Source organism: Amycolatopsis sp. CA-161197 (assembly GCF_050942255.1).
Taxonomy (GTDB): domain Bacteria; phylum Actinomycetota; class Actinomycetes; order Mycobacteriales; family Pseudonocardiaceae; genus Amycolatopsis.
The window spans coordinates 6204589-6222190 of sequence record NZ_CP192059.1 but is presented as its reverse complement, the minus strand read 5'-3'; the positions used below and the strand labels follow the sequence as shown (position 1 = coordinate 6222190).

Here is a 17602-nt window from a genome sequence, read left to right as displayed (position 1 = left end):
GCGAACAGTGCACGCTGAAACGTGGAAGTCGGCGGCGTACCTGATCGCCGCCCTGTTGTTCGTGGCCAGCCTCGCGGGGCTCGCCAAGCACGAGACCTCGCGCCGCGGGGTCTGGTTCGGGATCGCGGGCATGGCGATCGCGCTGATCGCGACCGCGGCCACCGCGCTCGGCCTGGCCTCGGGCCTCGGCATCACGCTGCTGCTCATCGCGCTCGTGATCGGCGCCTCGATCGGCGTGTGGCGGGCGCGCGTGGTCGAGATGACCGGCATGCCCGAGCTGATCGCGCTGATGCACAGCTTCGTCGGCCTCGCCGCGGTGCTGGTCGGCTGGAACGGGTTCCTCGAGGTCGAGGGGAACGACGCGCAGACCGAGCTCGTGGGGTCGCTGCTGGGCATCCACCACGCCGAGGTCGTGATCGGCGTGTTCATCGGCGCCGTGACGTTCACCGGCTCGATCATCGCGTTCCTGAAGCTGTCGGCGCGGATCCCGTCGGCGCCGTTGCAGCTGCCGGGCAAGAACATGCTCAACCTCGGCGCGCTGGTCGTGTTCGCGGTGCTCACGGTGTTCTTCGTGATCACTCCCGCCACATGGCTGCTCGTGGTGGTCACGGTGCTCGCGCTGGCGCTCGGCGTGCACCTGGTCGCGTCGATCGGCGGCGGGGACATGCCGGTGGTCGTGTCGATGCTCAACAGCTACTCCGGCTGGGCCGCGGCCGCGTCGGGCTTCCTGCTGGGCAACGATTTGCTGATCATCACCGGCGCACTCGTCGGCTCTTCCGGTGCGTACCTGTCCTACGTGATGTGCAAGGCGATGAACCGGTCGTTCATCTCCGTCATCGCGGGCGGCTTCGGCGCGCCGGCGACCAGCGGCCCGGCCGAGGTCACGGGCGAGCACCGCGAGATCGACGCCGCCGGGGTGGCCGAGCTGCTGGCAGGCGCGAGCTCGGTGGTCATCACGCCGGGGTACGGCATGGCGGTGGCGCAGGCGCAGTCGCCGGTGGCCGAGCTGACGCGGCGGCTGCGCGAGCAGGGCGTGAACGTCCGGTTCGGGGTGCACCCCGTCGCCGGCCGGCTGCCCGGGCACATGAACGTGCTGCTCGCCGAGGCGAAGGTGCCCTACGACATCGTCCTGGAGATGGACGAGATCAACGACGACCTCGCCGACACCGACGTCGTGCTCGTCATCGGGGCCAACGACACCGTGAACCCGTCGGCAGCGGAGGACCCGGGCAGCCCGATCGCCGGCATGCCGGTGCTGCGGGTCTGGGAAGCCGGCAACGTCGTGGTGTTCAAGCGGTCCATGGCGCCGGGCTACGCGGGTGTGCAGAACCCGTTGTTCTTCCGCGAGAACAGCCAGATGCTCTTCGGCGACGCCAAGGAGCGGGTGCAGGACATCCTCGCCGCGCTGCCGGCCCGCGTCGGCTGAGCCGGTAGTCGTCCACCGCGCCGCCGGACCGGGATAGCCCCCGGACCGGCGGCGCGGTGCTGTGTCCGGCGCCCACTGTGGACAGTCGGGCGCGAATCCGCCGGGGTCGTCGACTCGCGCGAGGAACTGTGAACGTTGTTCGACTTCTGTGTTACGGGGAAACTGCGAAAAACAGGCTCGGGTGATTGTTCCGCCGTTCGAGTTGCGCCCGATGCGAGCGTGTGGGAATGGGCGGAAGCTCCGGCCGGCCGGATCCGTTTCGCCCGACCGGGTGGCGGGTACAACTGTAAAAGGCCCCGCTGTCAAGGGCTTTGAGGGAATCAGGCACACTGACCGTGCTCGCGTTCGCACGGAAATCAGCACAGCCAAGAGGGGCGTTGCCATGACCGGCCGGCTCGGTATCGACGACGTCAACCCGACCGTCAGCTGCGGTCGGTACCCGGCGAAAGCCGTTGTGGGAGAACACTTTCCGGTCTCCGCCACGGTGTGGCGCGAGGGCCACGACGCCGTGGCGGCCACCGTCGCGTGGCGCGGTCCGGGCGACCGGGTGTCGCGTCAGACGCGGATGGCCGAACGCGGCAAGGGCCTGGATCTGTTCGCCGCCGTGATCGTGCCCGACACCGAAGGCCTGTGGACCTACCGCGTGGACGCGTGGAGCGATCCGTGGGCGACGTGGGAACACGCCGTCGAGGTCAAGATCGCTGCGGGACAAGGACCCGAGGACCTCGCGAACGACCTGGAGAACGGCGCGCGGCTGCTCGAGCGCGTGTCCCGCCGGCCCGAGCGCCGCGGCGAGCGCGCGCTGCTCGCGGGCGCGGCGGCGGACCTGCACGACGCCGGCCGCGATCTCGGCGAGCGCGTGGGCGCCGCGCTTTCGCCCGAAGTGCGCCACTTGATGCACGAATTCCCCGTGCGGGAACTGATCACCAAGGGCAAACCGCTGAAGCTGTGGGTCGACCGCAAACGCGCGGCCTTCGGTTCCTGGTACGAGTTCTTCCCGCGGTCCACGGGCGGGGTCGACGAGCACGGCAACGCGGTCCACGGCACGTTCGCCACCGCCGCGCGTTCACTCGACCGGGTGGCGAACATGGGCTTCGATGTGGTCTACCTGCCGCCGATCCACCCGATCGGGCGAGTGAACCGCAAGGGTCCGAACAACACCCTCGTGGCCACTCCCGACGACGTCGGCTCGCCGTGGGCCATCGGCGCCGACGAGGGCGGGCACGACGCGATCCACCCGGACCTCGGCACGTTCGACGACTTCGACGCGTTCGTCGCCCGTGCGGAGGAACTCGGCATGGAGGTGGCGCTCGACCTCGCGCTGCAGGCCGCGCCCGACCACCCGTGGGTGCTCAAGCACCCGGAGTTCTTCACCACCCGCCCGGACGGCACGATCGCGTACGCCGAGAACCCGCCGAAGAAGTACCAGGACATCTACCCGGTCAACTTCGACAACGACCCGCGCGGCATCTACGACGAGGTGCTCCGCGTCGTGCTCCACTGGGTGTCGCACGGGGTGCGCATCTTCCGGGTGGACAACCCGCACACCAAGCCGCCGGACTTCTGGGCATGGCTGATCCAGTCGGTCAAGGACGCGCACCCCGACGTGCTGTTCCTGGCCGAGGCGTTCACGCGCCCGGCGCGGCTGTGGGGCCTGGCGAAGCTCGGTTTCACCCAGAGCTACACCTACTTCACCTGGCGCACGAGCAAGGACGAGCTGACCGAGTTCGGGACCGACCTGGTCGAGCACTGGAACGAGGGCCGCCCCAACCTGTTCGTGAACACCCCGGACATCCTCCACGAGTCGCTGCAGCACGGCGGCCCGGGGATGTTCGCGCTGCGGGCGGCGCTGGCCGCCACGCTGTCGCCGACGTGGGGCGTCTACTCCGGGTACGAGCTCTACGAGCACCAGCCGGTGCGCGAGGGCAGCGAGGAGTACCTCGACTCGGAGAAGTACCAGCTGCGTCCGCGCGACTTCGAGCGGGCGCTGGCCGAAGGCCGTTCGCTGGAACCGTGGCTCACGAAGCTCAACACGATCCGCAAGAACCACCCGGCGTTGCAGGGCATGCGGACCCTGCGGTTCCACCACGTCGACAACGGCGCGCTGCTCGCCTACTCCAAACAGGACCCGGCGACCGGCGACACCGTCGTCACGGTGGTGAACCTCGATCCGCACGGTGCGCAGGAAGGCACCCTGTGGCTCGACCTGGAGTCGCTCGGCTTCGACTGGCACGAGCGGCTCATCGCCCACGACGAGGTCACCGGGGAGACCTGGGACTGGGGCCAGGCCAACTTCGTCCGGCTCGAACCGTGGCGTGCCGTCGCGCACGTCGTCGCGGTCCGCCGCCGGCTCGCCGGGTAACCGGGTCCCCTGAACGAATTTTCCAGCCACCCTGCACGCACGGCACGCGGCAGGGACGATCGAACGTACCGCCGGACGCGGGACGAGGTGGAGTTTGATGGACGACGAGAGCCGGCCCGACGCAGCTCTGGGCCTGGACGGTGTTCCGCACACGGGTGAGGCGATGACCGCCGAGGGCCTGCTCGTGGAACCGCAGGCGGACGAGTTCGCGCACGCCGAAGAGGCGCCGCGCGATCCGCACTGGTTCAAGGGCGCCGTGTTCTACGAGGTGCTCGTGCGTGCCTTCACCGACTCGAACGGTGACGGCACGGGCGACCTGCGCGGGCTCGCGAGCCGGCTGGACTACCTGGAGTGGCTCGGCGTCGACTGCCTGTGGCTGCCGCCGTTCTACGCGTCGCCGCTGCGCGACGGCGGTTACGACATCAGCGACTTCCGCTCGGTGCTCCCGGAGTTCGGCACCGTCGAGGACTTCGTGTACCTGCTCGGCGAGGCGCACCGGCGCGGGATCCGCGTGATCACCGACCTGGTGCTCAACCACACCTCCGACGCGCACCCGTGGTTCCAGCAGTCGCGTTCGGACCCGGACGGCCCGTACGGCGACTACTACGTGTGGAGCGAAGACGACTCGCGCTACGCCGACGCCCGCATCATCTTCGTCGACACCGAGACGTCGAACTGGACCTATGACCCGGTGCGCGGCCAGTTCTACTGGCACCGCTTCTTCAGCCACCAGCCGGACCTCAACTACGAGAACCCGGCCGTGCAGGAAGCGATGATCGACGTGCTGCGGTTCTGGCTCGACCTCGGCATCGACGGGTTCCGGCTCGACGCCGTGCCGTACCTGTTCGAGCAGGAGGGCACCAACTGCGAGAACCTGCCGCGCACGCACGAGTTCCTCAAGCGCTGCCGCAAGGTCGTCGACGACGAGTTCCCCGGCCGGATCCTGCTGGCCGAGGCGAACCAGTGGCCCTCGGACGTGGTCGAGTACTTCGGCGACCCGGACGTCGGCGGCGACGAGTGCCACATGGCGTTCCACTTCCCGCTGATGCCGCGCATCTTCATGGCGGTGCGGCGCGAGTCGCGGTTCCCGATCTCGGAGATCCTGCTGCAGACGCCGCAGATCCCGAGCGGCACGCAGTGGGGCATCTTCCTGCGCAACCACGACGAGCTCACGCTCGAGATGGTCACGGACGAAGAGCGCGACTACATGTACTCCGAGTACGCCAAGGACCCGCGGATGAAGGCCAACATCGGCATCCGCCGGCGCCTGGCGCCGCTGCTGGACAACGACCGCAACCAGCAGGAGCTCTTCACCGCGATGCTGCTCTCGCTGCCGGGCTCGCCCGTTCTGTACTACGGTGACGAGATCGGCATGGGAGACAACATCTGGCTCGGCGACCGCGACGCGGTCCGCACCCCCATGCAGTGGACGCCGGACCGCAACGCCGGCTTCTCCTCCTGCGACCCCGGCCGCATCTACCTGCCGGTGATCATGGACCCGGTCTACGGGTACGAGGCCCTCAACGTCGAGGCCCAGTCGAACAACGTGTCGTCGCTGCTGAACTGGACGCGGCGGATGATCGAGGTGCGCAAGCAGCACCACGCGTTCGCCGAGGGCGACTTCGTGGACCTCGGCGGGTCCAACCCGAGCGTGCTGGCGTACAAGCGCCAGTGGCGCCGCCCGGACGGGCGCGAGGACGTGGTGCTGTGCGTGAACAACCTGTCGCGCTTCCCGCAGCCGGTGGAGCTCGACCTGGCCGGCCACCGCGGCTCGGTGCCGGTGGAACTCACCGGCGGGGTGCGGTTCCCGGAGGTCGGTGAACTTCCGTACCTGCTCACGTTGCCCGGACACGGGTTCTACTGGTTCCAGCTCCTCGAGCGGGAAGCCGAAGGCGAAATGAGGTGAGTGCCTTGAGCGACCACGGGCACCTGGTCGAGCAGCTCGTCGCGGAGCTGCCGGCCTGGCTTCCGGCGCAGCGGTGGTTCGCGGGCAAGGACCGGCCGATCACGGCCGTCCGCCCGCTCGCGTCCACGGTGCTGGTCGAAGGCGACCCGCAGCTGCTGCACGTGGTCGTCGAGGTGGTGCAGGGCGAGCGGTCCGAGCCGTACCAGCTGCTGGTCGGGCGACGTTCGCACCCGCCGGAGATCTCGTCGTCGGCGTGGATCGGCGCCGACGGCGGCCTCAACTTCTACGAGGCGAGCGGTGACGCGGACCTGACCGCGGTGCTGCTGGACCACGTGGTGGCCGGCGACCGCGTCGGACCGCTCGTGTTCGAGCACGAGCCCGGTGCGCAGCTCACGGGCGGGCTGCGCGCGCGGCCCATCACCTCCGAGCAGAGCAACACGTCGCTGGTGTACGGCGGGCAGTACATCCTCAAGCTGTTCCGCAAGCTCAGCCCGGGGACGAACAAGGACCTGCTGCTGCACCGCGCGCTGCAGAAGGCCGGTTGCGAGCACATCGCCGAGGTCGTCGGCTCGATCACCGGCGAGCTCGCCGGGGAGCCGGCGACGATCGCGATGCTGCAGGTGTTCCTGCCCGACGCCGTCGACGGCTGGGCCATGGCCACCACGAGCGTGCGCGACCTGATGGCCGAGCCGGAGCTGCGGCCCGACGAGGTCGGCGGCGACTTCGCCGGCGAGGCCGAACGCCTGGGCGCGGCGGTGGCGCACGTGCACACCGACCTCGCCGCGGCGCTGGGCGCGCACCCGGTGGACGAGTCCGAACTCGAGCGCACGGTGGCGGGCATGACCGAGCGGCTCGACCGGGTCGCGAGCGACGTCCCGCAGCTGGCGGAGCACGCGCCCGCGCTGCACAAGGTGTTCGACGCGCTGCGAGACCTGCCGCCGGGCCGGCCGGGGATCTCGATGCAGTACATCCACGGCGACCTGCACCTGGGCCAGGTGCTGCGCACGGTCGGCGGCTGGCTGCTGCTCGACTTCGAGGGCGAACCGGCCGCGCCGCTGGAGGAGCGGCACGCCCTGCGGTCGCCGCTGCGCGACGTCGCGGGCATGCTGCGCTCGTTCGACTACGCGGCCCGGCAGCTGCTGGTGGGCCAGCCGGACGACCCGGCGCTGACCGAACGCGCGCTCGAATGGACGCGCCGCAACCGCACGGCCTTCTGCGACGGGTACGCCGGGGCCGCCGGCCCGATCGGCGACCCGCGCGAGCACGGAGAGCTGCTTCGTGCGTTCGAACTCGACAAAGCGGTGTACGAAGTGGCCTATGAGCACGCGAACCGGCCCGACTGGCTGGCCGTGCCCATGGCGGCAATCGCCCGCATCGCCCACGGAGGTGAGTGAAGACGTGAACGCGGTTTCCCGGGATCTGCCCGCGGCGGCTCCGTCCCCGCAGGACATCGACCGGCTGCTGGCCGGCTCGCACCACGACCCGCACTCGGTGCTCGGCGTGCACGCCCAGGGGACGGTGGGCATCGGCAGCACGAGCCCCGGCACCATCGTGGCGCGCGCGTTGCTTCCCGGCGCGAAGTCCGTCTCCGTGCTGGCGGGGGCGCGGCGGTTCCCGCTGGAGCGCGTGGCCGACGCGTTGTTCGCGGCCCCGCTGCCCGAGCACCCCGGCGACTACCGGCTCGAGGTCGACTACGACGGGCACACCGTGGTCACCGACGACCCGTACCGCTGGCTGCCGACCGTCGGCGAGCTCGACCTGCACCTCATCGGCGAAGGCCGCCACGAACGGCTGTGGGACGTCCTCGGCGCTCACGTGCGCGACTACGACACGCCCCACGGCGCGGTCGAAGGCGTGTCGTTCGCCGTGTGGGCGCCGACCGCGCGCGGCGTGCGGGTGATCGGCGACTTCAACGGCTGGGAGGGCCGCGGGCACGCGATGCGCTCGCTCGGCTCGTCGGGCGTGTGGGAGCTGTTCGTGCCCGACGTGCCGGTCGGCTCCTGCTACAAGTTCCGGATCCTCGGCGCCGACGGGCACTGGCACGAGAAGGCCGACCCGATGGCGTTCGCCACCGAGGTGCCGCCCGCGACCGCGTCGAAGGTCACGAAGTCGGCCTACACGTGGGCCGACGACGAGTGGACCGCCCGGCGCGAGGCGACGAACTGGGCCGACGCTCCGATGAGCGTCTACGAGGTCCACCTCGGCTCGTGGCGGCCGGGGCTGGACTACCGCGAGCTGGCCGACCAGCTGGCCGATTACGTGACCGACACCGGCTTCACCCACGTCGAGTTCCTGCCGGTGGCCGAGCACCCCTTCGGCGGTTCCTGGGGCTACCAGGTCACCTCGTACTACGCGCCGACCTCCCGCTTCGGCTCGCCCGACGACTTCCGCTACCTCGTGGACCACCTGCACCAGCGGGGGATCGGCGTGCTCGTGGACTGGGTGCCCGCGCACTTCCCGCGCGACATCTGGGCGCTCGCGCGCTTCGACGGCAGCCCGCTCTACGAGCACGAGGACCCGCGCCGCGGCGAGCAGCCCGACTGGGGCACGCTCGTGTTCAACTTCGGCCGCAACGAGGTCCGCAACTTCCTCGTCGCCAACGCGCTGTACTGGCTCGAGGAGTTCCACCTCGACGGCCTGCGCGTGGACGCCGTCGCGTCGATGCTCTACCTCGACTACTCGCGCAAGGACGGCGAGTGGCTGCCCAACGAGTACGGCGGCCGCGAAAACCTCGACGCCGTGCGGTTCCTGCAGGAGCTGAACGCGACTGTCTACAGGCGACACCCGGGTGTGGTGATGGTGGCCGAGGAGTCCACCGCGTGGCCCGGCGTCACGCGGCCGACGCACCTCGGCGGGCTCGGCTTCGGCTTCAAGTGGAACATGGGCTGGATGCACGACACGCTGCGCTACCTCGGCCACGAGCCGATCCACCGCGCCTACCACCACAACGAGATGACGTTCTCGCTCGTCTACGCGTGGAGCGAGAACTTCGTGCTGCCGCTCTCGCACGACGAAGTGGTGCACGGCAAGGGTTCGCTGTGGCAGCGCATGCCGGGCGACGACTGGAACAAGGCGGCGGGACTGCGGTCACTGCTGGCGTTCATGTGGGCCCACCCGGGCAAGCAGCTGCTGTTCATGGGCGGCGAGTTCGGGCAGCCGCAGGAGTGGTCGGAGTCGCGCTCGCTCGACTGGCACCTGCTGGAGCAGCCGCTGCACCGCGGCGTGCAGGACCTGCTGCGCCGCCTCAACGACATCTACCGGTCCACGGCCGCGCTCTTCAGCGGCGACGTGCGGCCGGAGGGTTTCCAGTGGATCGACGCCAACGACTCGGCCGGCAACGTGCTCAGCTTCCTGCGCATCGGCTCCGACGGCTCGCGGCTGGCGTGCATCGCGAACTTCGCGGGCGTGCCGCACCACGACTACCGCGTGGGCCTGCCCGCCGCCGGGCGCTGGACCGAGCTGCTGAACACCGACGCCGAGGTCTACGGCGGGTCCGGGGTCGGCAACCTGGGCGCGGTCGAGGCGGTCGACAAGCCGTGGCACGGCTTGGCGGCCTCGGCGGTGCTGCAGCTGCCGCCGAGCGGTGTCCTGTGGTTGCTGGAGGAGGCCCCGGTTACCGCCGAGTGAGGTTGTCGGAAAATTCCTCACGTTAATCCTTGCCGGTGAACAACCGGTCGGGTTAGCTTTGTTGCCATCCACAACAAACCCGGGGTGGCGCCGCCAGGCCGCCCCTCGAGTGACGAGGGATGACGACGATGAAGTCTCCGAAGACGTCTGCCCGGTGGCGGCTGCTGGCGATTCCGGCTGCGCTGGCGGTGGCAGGAGCCGTGACGCTCACGGCGACACCGGCCGGCATCGCGGCTCCGGCGGGCCCGGCCGCCACGTTCACCGACGACTTCGACGGGCCCGCGGGCAGCCCGGCCGACGGCTCGAAGTGGAACTACGAGACCGGCGACAACGTGAACAACCACGAGCGCGAGTGGTACACCTCCGGCGCGGCCAACGCGGCGCTCGACGGTCAAGGGCACCTGGTGATCACGGCCAAGAAGGAGAGCTCCGGCAACAACTGCTGGTACGGCCCGTGCGAGTACACCTCGGCGCGGCTCAACACCTCCGGCAAGTTCTCCACGAGCTCCGGCCACGTCGAGGTCCGGATGAAGCTCCCGCGCGGGCAGGGCATGTGGCCGGCGTTCTGGATGCTCGGTGGCGGCAACTGGCCGACCGACGGTGAGATCGACGTCATGGAGAACATCGGCAAGGAGTCGAACACCGTGCACGGCACGATCCACGGCCCGGGCTACTCCGGCGCCAACGGCATCGGCGCGGCCTACAACGGCCCGAACTTCTCCGACGACTTCCACACCTACGCGGTGGACTGGTCCACGAACAAGATCGTGTGGTCGGTGGACGGCAACGCCTACGAGACGCGCACGCCGGCCGACCTCAACGGCAACAAGTGGGTCTACGACCACCCGTTCTTCCTCATCCTCAACCTCGCCGTGGGCGGCGACTGGCCGGGTGACCCGGACGGTGGCACGCAGTTCCCGCAGCAGCTCGTGGTCGACTACGTGCACGTGAGCTGATCGTCCACTTCGGACTGTTTCGCGGTGGTGCACGCCACCGGACGCCTCCGCGAATTCGGGCCGCGGCGGCGGGCGGAGATCGGGTGGGCGCGGATCTCCGCGGCTTCGCCCGGCTCGACTTGCGGCGAGCCGGGCGAAGCTCCGGAACCGGGTCCCCGGTATTCGTCCATTGTGTATCTACAGCCAGCCGCGGGCTTTCGCGTTCATGCCGGCCTGGAAGCGGGTCGTCGCGTTGAGCTCGGTCATCAGCCGCTGCACGCGCCGCTGAGTGGTGCGGGGACTCCAGCCGAGGGCGCGGCCGATGCCGGCGTCGGTCTGGCCCGCGGCGAGCAGAGTCAGCAGTGTCATGCTCTCGGGATCGCGGTCCGGCGCCGGGTCGGTGAACGCCTCGGCGATCGGCACGGCGCGGTCCCACTCCGCTTCGAACAGCGTGACGAGTGCGTCGAGCAGGGCCGAGGCGTGGATGATGTAGGCCGCGTCGACGACGTGCGGTGACGAGCTGATCGGGATCACCGCCACCTCCTCGTCGGCCATCACCATCTTGATCGGCAGCTGCGGGCGCACGCGCGAGCGTTCGCCGTGGGTGCCGCTCAGCAGGATGTCGTTCTGCAACCGGCCGGGCACGGCGATCGCCTCGCGGTCGTAGATCACGCGGAAGACGATGCCGGCCTTGAGCCGCCGGTGTTCCAGGTCGAGGTTGCCCCCGGGCGCGCTGACGTAGGGCGGCCGGTCGAACCCGCGGATCTGCGTGCGGGCCTCGTCCTGCAGCCGGCGCACGCGGGCGTCGAGGTTCTCCGCGCCGGTCACGACCTCGACGAGCTCGGCGGGGTGGGTGAACCGGCTGGCTTCCCGGTGCACGGTCATCAGGTCCTCGATCGCCGCGCGGGCGCTGCGCAGCTCGGCCGCGCGTTCGGCCGCGAGCGCACCCAGTGCGATGTCGGGGGCCGCGGCGAGGTAGCGCGCGGGCCGCCCGGGCACCCGGCTCGCCATGCCACTCGCGGTGAGCCGCGAGAGCGCCCGCGTCACCTGCTGGGCGGAAAGTCCGGATTGTTCCACCAGGTCCACGGCTCGGGTCCGCGGATGGCCGAGCAGCGCCGTGTAGACCTGCGCGTCCGTGGCCGGGACGCCGAGCGCGTCGAGGTCCCGCAGCTGCTGGCGGGAACCCGCCACTTGGCGACTATTGGTCATGGTGGCTATCTTGCGCCACCGCGGCCACCGCTGGGAAATTGATCCGATCACTGGCCGACCGGTCGGTGATCCCCGTCCCCGACCCCTGTGAACTCCCCGTCCCCCCGACCCGAAAGGGAGCCAGGTGCCCCGCGCCCGAACGATCCCGTTTCGCCGTGTCCTGACCGCTGTGACCGCGGCCGCGACCTTCGCCGGTCTCGCAGTCGCTCCGGCCACCGCCGCACCCGAGCCCGATCAGCCACCACCTTCGAGACACGTCGCGATGCCCGATGGCGGCAGCATCACCGTCGACCCCGACGGCACCGCGACCCGCACCGACGCCCACGGCAAGACGCTCGGCAAGACCGTGCTCGCGCTGCCGCAGGGGACTTCCCCGCTCGGCTCGCTGGCGCCGACCGACGACGCCGTGCGCGCCGCCTTCACCCGCAGCGCCACGCCCGAGCAGCCGAGTGACGTGCTCGTGCAGCTCGCCGCCTCCACTGCCGTGACCGGCGCGCCGCTCGCGGCCGGTCGCCGTGCGGCCAAGACGTCGGACAACGGCGTCAACGCGGCGCTGGCCGCGGTCGGCGCGACCTCCGTCGAACCGGTGTTCCCCGACGTCACCGACGTGCCCGCGCTGGCCAAGACCGTGCTGGTGCACCTCGCCGACAGCAAGCACACCGATGCCGCCGTGCAGAAGCTCGCCGCCACGCCCGGCGTGGTGAGCGCGCAGCCCGACCGCCGTGTCTCGGCGATGTCGACCGGCCCCGTGCCGGTGCCGCAGCCGAAGGTGAAAGCGGCGAAACTGCCGCAGGCGCACCAGAAACCGCCGGCCGGCCTGCCGTCGAACTACGGCGTGACGTCGTCGGCGCAGAGCTACCTCGACGCCGGCGGCACCAACGCGCTCGGTGCGTACAGCCTCCTGCACGGGAAGCTCCCGGGCAGCGGCGAGATCATCACCAACGTCTCGCTCGGCGACCTCACCGATCAGAGCATGGCCGACGCGGGCGACACCTACGTGCGCAACTACGGCCCGACCACCGTCGTGCAGGGCGGCCAGCGCTACCTCGATGTGCCGTCGATGCCGCTGATCCCCACCTACACCGCCGACTCCTCGGGCCGGCTCGACCCGCTCGGCTCCGTGGAGAACGAGGACCCCGCGCTCGGCGAGGTGCTGCTCGACTTCGGCGTGATGGCCCCGCTGCCGCACGACGCGCAGCGCGCCGGCGCCCAGGGTGACGGCTTCACCGACCTGCTCGGCATCGCGCCCGGCGCGCAGTACCGGCTGGTGGTGCCGCAGGAGCCGACGCTCGACCAGATCTCCGTGGCGCTGCTGGCCGCCGCGCGCCAGACCCCGCGGCCGGACGTGATCACCGCGAGCCTCGGCGTCGGCACCGACAGCGCGGGCTTCCCGGGCCGCTACCTCGAAGACGACCCGGTGGCGCAGGCGGTGATCTCGACGATCGTGAACCAGTACCACATCGTCGTCACCATCTCGTCCAACGACGGCACGCGCCTCTACACCCCGGCCGCGGTCGGCCCGGACGGCGGCAGCACGCCCACCGACGTGACGCGCGACGCCCGCGCGACCACGGACATCGCCGACGACCAGTTCTCCACCACCCCGACCAAGGTGCTCGACAGTGGCGCGATCGCCGTCGGCGGCACCACACTCGACGACACGCTCGCCGTGCCGCAGCAGGCCGGCGGCGCGGCCGCGCACAACCCGACCTTCGCCACCACCCGCACCGACGGGGGCGGGAACTTCTCCTCCGGCTTCGGCACGCGCGTGGACGTTTCCGCGCCCAGCGACAACATCCTCGTCGTCGAGCACACGCAGAGCGGCGGCGCGCAGGACGTGACGCCGGTGCTCAACGGCGGCACGTCGGCGTCCGCGCCGATGACCGCGGCCGCGGCGGCGGTGGTGCTGCAGGCGGCGAAGCTGGCCGGCCGTTCACTGAGCCCGGCCGACGTCCGCTCGGTCCTGCAGCACACGGCGCGGCCGGTCGCGTCGCCGCCGCAGATGGACCGGCCCGTGACGGTCGGTCCGCAGATCGACGTGACGGCGGCGGTGCAGTCGGTGCTCGGTGATCGGCATGCGGAGCCGGCGATCGCGGGGGTTTCCGTGGCGCACCGCGTGACCGTGGGCGGGCTCGGCGGTTCCTTCACCGAAAACGCCGACGGCGGCCGCATCGACCTCGACACCGGCGGCACGGGGGAGGGCCTCGTCGGCCCGGTCACCGTCGGCGCCGACGTGGTGGGTGCGCCGGATCACGCGACGTACGCGCTGAAGATCCACGGGCACGAGTTCACTTCGGACGTTCCGGCCGTGCGGCTGAGCCCGAAGGAAATCCTGGCCGCGGCGGGACTTCCGGTGGTGTCCACAGAGGACCGATCCGTGCCCGTCACCTTCGAGGTCCGCTCGGGACACCGCGTGGTCGCGTCGGCCGCGCAGACGCTCACCTTCGGACCGGCCGACGGCACCTACGCCGAGGCACTCGCCCCGGTGGCGCCGGCAACCGTGGCCGTGGGCAAGGACGTGCGGGTGCACTACGACCTCACCGGCGTGCGGAACCTCTCGAACCCGCAGGTGGTCGTGTCGACGCTGGGGCACTGGAACCCGGTCAACGCGCCGCTGTTCGGCACTTCGTTCGTCGCGCCGGTCACCGCGACTTCCGGTGACGTGGTCGTGCCGGCTTCGGCTTTCGCCGGCGGGGCGGGCGTCTACGGCGTCGGGATCGTGCAGCGTTCGGTGACCGGCACCGCCGGCGACCCGACGTACGGCGAGTTCACCGCGATCCGCGTCGGCGGCGCGGCGCAGCGGCCCGACGCGCCGATCCTCACCGCGGGCGGGATTTCCGGGCACTTCGTGGAGATCACGCGGGCGGCGCCGGCGTTCTCGCTCGGCTACGACGTGCGCGGCGTGCCGGGTGCGACCGGCGCCGCGGTGGAGGTGTCGGCTCCGGCGCCGACGTTGTACAACTCGCTCAACACCGTGACCAACGCCAACGGCGACCGGCGCGACCAGGGTGGCCCGAGCGCGGGATCTGTTGCGTACCAGCAGCTTCCGGCACGCAACGGCGTCGCGAAGCTGGACGCGGTGAAGCTCGGGCTGGGTGGTTCGGTGGCCTACGACGTGCGCGTGCTCGCCACCGACCGCCAGGGCAAAGTGCTCGGTCAGGCGTCGCCGACGTCGTTCCTCGCGGTCGATGACGGCTATGCGCCCGGAACCGCCGTGGTGACGAGCTTCGCGGCGGCGGCTCAAGGTCTGTCGTACGCGGCGCTGCGCACGCCCGGCGGTGGTGAGGCGGTGCAGGAGTACGACGCCGTGAAGGGCACGTACGGGCGGGTGCTCACGTCCGACCCGTCCGGCGACGGCGGCTACCAGGTGCTCGGCGCGGACGCTTCGACGCACCGGCTGGCGTTGCTGCACTTCACGAACGCCGGGTGGACGCTGGAGACGTACGACACGACGTCGTTGCAGCGGGTGGCTTCCGTGACCGCGGACGGCTACTCGGTGCAGGGCGGCCGCGTGGACGCGACCCGGCACCGCGCGGCGATCCTGGCCAAGCGGACGGCGGACAACACCGACTTCGTCCTGCCGCTGACCCTGGCCGACGGCACCCTCGGCACGCCGCTGCTTGCGGATCCGCCGGGTGCGGTGGCGGGCGCGTTCAAGATGATCGAGCTCGACCAGGCCACCGGTCTGGTCTACCTCGCGCGCACCGGCGGCGGCCCGATCTGCTTCGGCGGCGGCGCGGCCTCCATGGCGAGCGTCGACCTCGACTCCGGCACGACGACCCTGTCGGGCGCGGGCAGCGTCTGCGCCGGCGCCATGGCCTACGACGAGGGCGCGAACAAGCTGTACCAGCTCGTGTACCGCTCGGTGAGCCTCAACATCGTCGGCACCACCTCGCTGGGCTCCATCGCGGGCGACACGCTGACCGCGGGGGAGTCGTACACGGTGCGCCAGCAGCAGGCGGCCTTCCTCGCCGTGGACGGCGTGCACCACCTCGGCCTGGTCGCCTTCCGCACGCCCCCGGTGATCTCGCAGTTCGGCAAGGTGGGCGGCGTGATCACCGACAACAACGCCACGAGCCAGCTCGCGGTGATCGACCTGGCGACCGGCAAGCAGCTGTCGGTGGTTTCCGGCCTGAACTTCGTGTCGAGCCCCTTCGGCGGCGAGTACAACTCCCTCACCGAACGCTCGGTCCAACTCGACCCGGCCACCCGCACGGGCTGGGTGCCTTCCTATGACGGGAGGCAGTTGCAGCAGTTCCGGTACTGAGGTTTCGGTGATCGCGGCGGGGCTGGTCCAGGGTGGACCGGCCCCGCTGTGGTCTTGGTGGGCAGGTGTGGGCCGGCTTTGGCGCGGCGCGTGGTCGCGGTGCGGTCTGGCGGGACGTGCAGCGTCGGGTCGGCGGCTTGCTGAGTGCGCTCCATGCCGGTGGCGCGGCCAAGAAGCGTACTCCCTCGCACCGGCGAATTGCCGCGTTCCGGCGTGGCTGACCTGAAGCGAGGCTTCGAGATCGGCAGTTGGCCGCGGTCGGTGCAGGCGGAAGGTGGTTCGCGCTTGGCGGCTCGGCCTGGTTCGGTGCGGTTGGGCAAGAGACTGTGACGCCGACGCAGGCAGTTCGGCTCGCGGGATCCGCCGCGAGTGGGCAGGACCCGCGACCTCCGGGGCGGCAGGTCGCCCCTGGGCGGCGCGCGTGGTCGCGGTTCGGCGGCTTGCGGCGGTCCCATGTGGCTGGCGCTGATGGGCAGGAGGCGTGCCTTCCCGGGCCGGCCGTTCGCCGTGGTCCCGGGGCGCGGGCAAGATCGGAATCATGAACGGAGCTTTGGCGGGCAAGATCGCGGTCGTCACGGGTGCGACGCGGGGTGTGGGCAAGGGCATCGCCCTCGAGTTGGGGGCGGCGGGGGCGACGGTGTACGTCACGGGCCGCACCGCTGAGCCCGGGGCGTTGCCGGGCACGCTGGGCGAGACGGCCGCCGAGGTGACCGCGCTGGGTGGCACCGGGGTCGCCGTGCGGTGTGATCACCACGACGACGCCCAGGTGGAGGCGGTCTTCGCGCGCGTCGCCGAGGAGGCGGGCCGGCTGGATGTGCTGGTGAACAACGTCTTCTCCGCGCCTGACCTGGCAACATGGCTGAACCGGCCGTTCTGGGACCTGCCGCTGACCGCGTGGGACGAGGTCCTCGGCATCGGCGCGCGCTCGCACTACGTGGCGAGCGTGTTCGCCGCCCCGCTGCTGTTCGCCGCGGGCGGTGGCCTCATCGCGAACATCTCGTCGTCGGGCGCGGCGGCGTACCAGCAGAACACCGTGTACGGCGTCGGCAAGGCCGCGGTCGACAAGATGACCGCCGACATGGCGCTGGAACTGCGCGACCGCGGCGTCGCGGCCGTCTCGATCTGGCCGGGCCTCGTGCGCACCGAGCTGCTCGCCCTCGCCGGCCGCCCCACGCCCGACGGCCGCACCGTCCTCGACATCCCGGGCGCCGGCGAGTTCGACCTCGCCGCGGCGGAGTCCCCGCGCTTCGTCGGCCGCGGCGTCGCGGCCCTCGCGGCCGACCCCGCCGTGCTCACCCGCTCGGGCCGCGTCCACACCACCACGGACCTCGCCACCCACTACGCCTTCACCGACCTCGACGGCACCCTCCCGGGCGAGGTCGCCGCGTCCTGACCCACGGGATCCGGTTGCCGCGGTGCGGTTCGCGCAATTGACGACAGTCTCACTGAGCCCAGGGGTGCAGGGCGCTCCAGGTGCCTCCGGTCGCTGCGAAGACCAGCGCCGAGCCGTCGAAGACTTCCTCGGCATTCTCCGGGTGCAGGCTCCCGAAACGTTCGGCACACAAGTCGACCTGCAGCAGGCCGTCGAAGCGGGTGAACTGCGGGGGATCGTAGAGCACCCACGAGCCCTCGATGTTCTCGTCGATGCGGAACCGCCGCACGTCGAGCAGGTCCAGGGACACCGGTTCCCAGCGGAGATCTTCCCAGCGCGCACCCTCGCTCAGGACCCTGGCGTCGATCACAAGCCGGACGACCCGTGTCCCTTGCGGGCCCCATTCCTGATCGACGATGACGCGACGGACGAGGGAGTCGTGAAACGCGTAGCGGTGCAGCAAGGCCGCGACCCCGTCCTCGGTCAACGGGTGTGGCC

General features: G+C 71.0%; 9 protein-coding genes and 1 pseudogene. 8 read left to right on the top strand and 2 right to left on the bottom strand.

From position 1 onward, the window contains the following. Window positions 1-7: 7 nt before the first annotated feature. The 6 genes and pseudogenes from pntB to ACQPXB_RS29060 form a co-directional block, all read left to right on the top strand. Window positions 8-1426 carry a Re/Si-specific NAD(P)(+) transhydrogenase subunit beta gene (gene pntB / locus ACQPXB_RS29085; RefSeq protein ID WP_366583570.1) on the top strand — a complete coding sequence of 473 codons (1419 nt, stop codon included), beginning with the start codon at window positions 8-10 and terminating at the stop codon, window positions 1424-1426. Between the two features lie 382 nt (window positions 1427-1808). Next, window positions 1809-3788, top strand: a complete 1980-nt coding sequence (locus tag ACQPXB_RS29080; protein ID WP_432845152.1) for a maltotransferase domain-containing protein — start codon at window positions 1809-1811, stop codon at window positions 3786-3788. A gap of 97 nt (window positions 3789-3885) precedes the next feature. Further along, complete coding sequence (treS, locus tag ACQPXB_RS29075; RefSeq protein ID WP_366583572.1) at window positions 3886-5694, top strand: maltose alpha-D-glucosyltransferase; 1809 nt, start codon at window positions 3886-3888, stop codon at window positions 5692-5694. A 5-nt stretch (window positions 5695-5699) separates the two neighbouring features. Then, window positions 5700-7088, top strand: a complete 1389-nt coding sequence (locus ACQPXB_RS29070; RefSeq protein WP_432845151.1) for a maltokinase N-terminal cap-like domain-containing protein — start codon at window positions 5700-5702, stop codon at window positions 7086-7088. 4 nt (window positions 7089-7092) lie between these two features. After that, the gene (gene glgB / locus ACQPXB_RS29065; protein ID WP_432845150.1) at window positions 7093-9321 is read left to right on the top strand and encodes a 1,4-alpha-glucan branching protein GlgB; all 2229 of its coding nucleotides are present in this window, start codon (window positions 7093-7095) and stop codon (window positions 9319-9321) included. A gap of 128 nt (window positions 9322-9449) precedes the next feature. Then, window positions 9450-10274, top strand: a pseudogene (locus ACQPXB_RS29060) (glycoside hydrolase family 16 protein); the annotation flags it as partial. 180 nt (window positions 10275-10454) lie between these two features. Here the strand turns inward: ACQPXB_RS29060 and ACQPXB_RS29055 are convergent. Continuing rightward, window positions 10455-11465, bottom strand: a complete 1011-nt coding sequence (locus ACQPXB_RS29055; protein ID WP_432845149.1) for a helix-turn-helix domain-containing protein — start codon at window positions 11463-11465, stop codon at window positions 10455-10457. Between the two features lie 262 nt (window positions 11466-11727). On the opposite strand from ACQPXB_RS29055, the gene ACQPXB_RS29050 reads away from it, so the two are divergent. Continuing rightward, window positions 11728-15732 (top strand): S8 family serine peptidase, encoded by a 4005-nt coding sequence (locus ACQPXB_RS29050; RefSeq protein ID WP_432845148.1) that lies wholly within the window; start codon window positions 11728-11730, stop codon window positions 15730-15732. Between the two features lie 538 nt (window positions 15733-16270). Next, on the top strand, window positions 16271-17125 hold the full coding sequence (locus tag ACQPXB_RS29045; protein ID WP_432845147.1) for an SDR family NAD(P)-dependent oxidoreductase: 855 nt from the start codon (window positions 16271-16273) through the stop codon (window positions 17123-17125). Between the two features lie 49 nt (window positions 17126-17174). On the opposite strand, the gene ACQPXB_RS29040 is transcribed toward ACQPXB_RS29045, so the two are convergent. Beyond that, window positions 17175-17591 (bottom strand): hypothetical protein, encoded by a 417-nt coding sequence (locus tag ACQPXB_RS29040; RefSeq protein ID WP_432845146.1) that lies wholly within the window; start codon window positions 17589-17591, stop codon window positions 17175-17177. Window positions 17592-17602 lie beyond the last annotated feature (11 nt).

Excerpts from the sequence above, each read along its gene's own strand:
- ACQPXB_RS29080 (WP_432845152.1), top strand. The coding sequence starts at position 1,809 with ATGACCGGCCGGCTCGGTATCGACGACGTCAACCCGACCGTCAGCTGC.
- treS (WP_366583572.1), top strand. The coding sequence starts at position 3,886 with ATGGACGACGAGAGCCGGCCCGACGCAGCTCTGGGCCTGGACGGTGTT.
- ACQPXB_RS29055 (WP_432845149.1), bottom strand. The coding sequence starts at position 11,465 with ATGACCAATAGTCGCCAAGTGGCGGGTTCCCGCCAGCAGCTGCGGGAC.
- ACQPXB_RS29050 (WP_432845148.1), top strand. The coding sequence starts at position 11,728 with ATGCCCGATGGCGGCAGCATCACCGTCGACCCCGACGGCACCGCGACC.
- ACQPXB_RS29045 (WP_432845147.1), top strand. The coding sequence starts at position 16,271 with ATGAACGGAGCTTTGGCGGGCAAGATCGCGGTCGTCACGGGTGCGACG.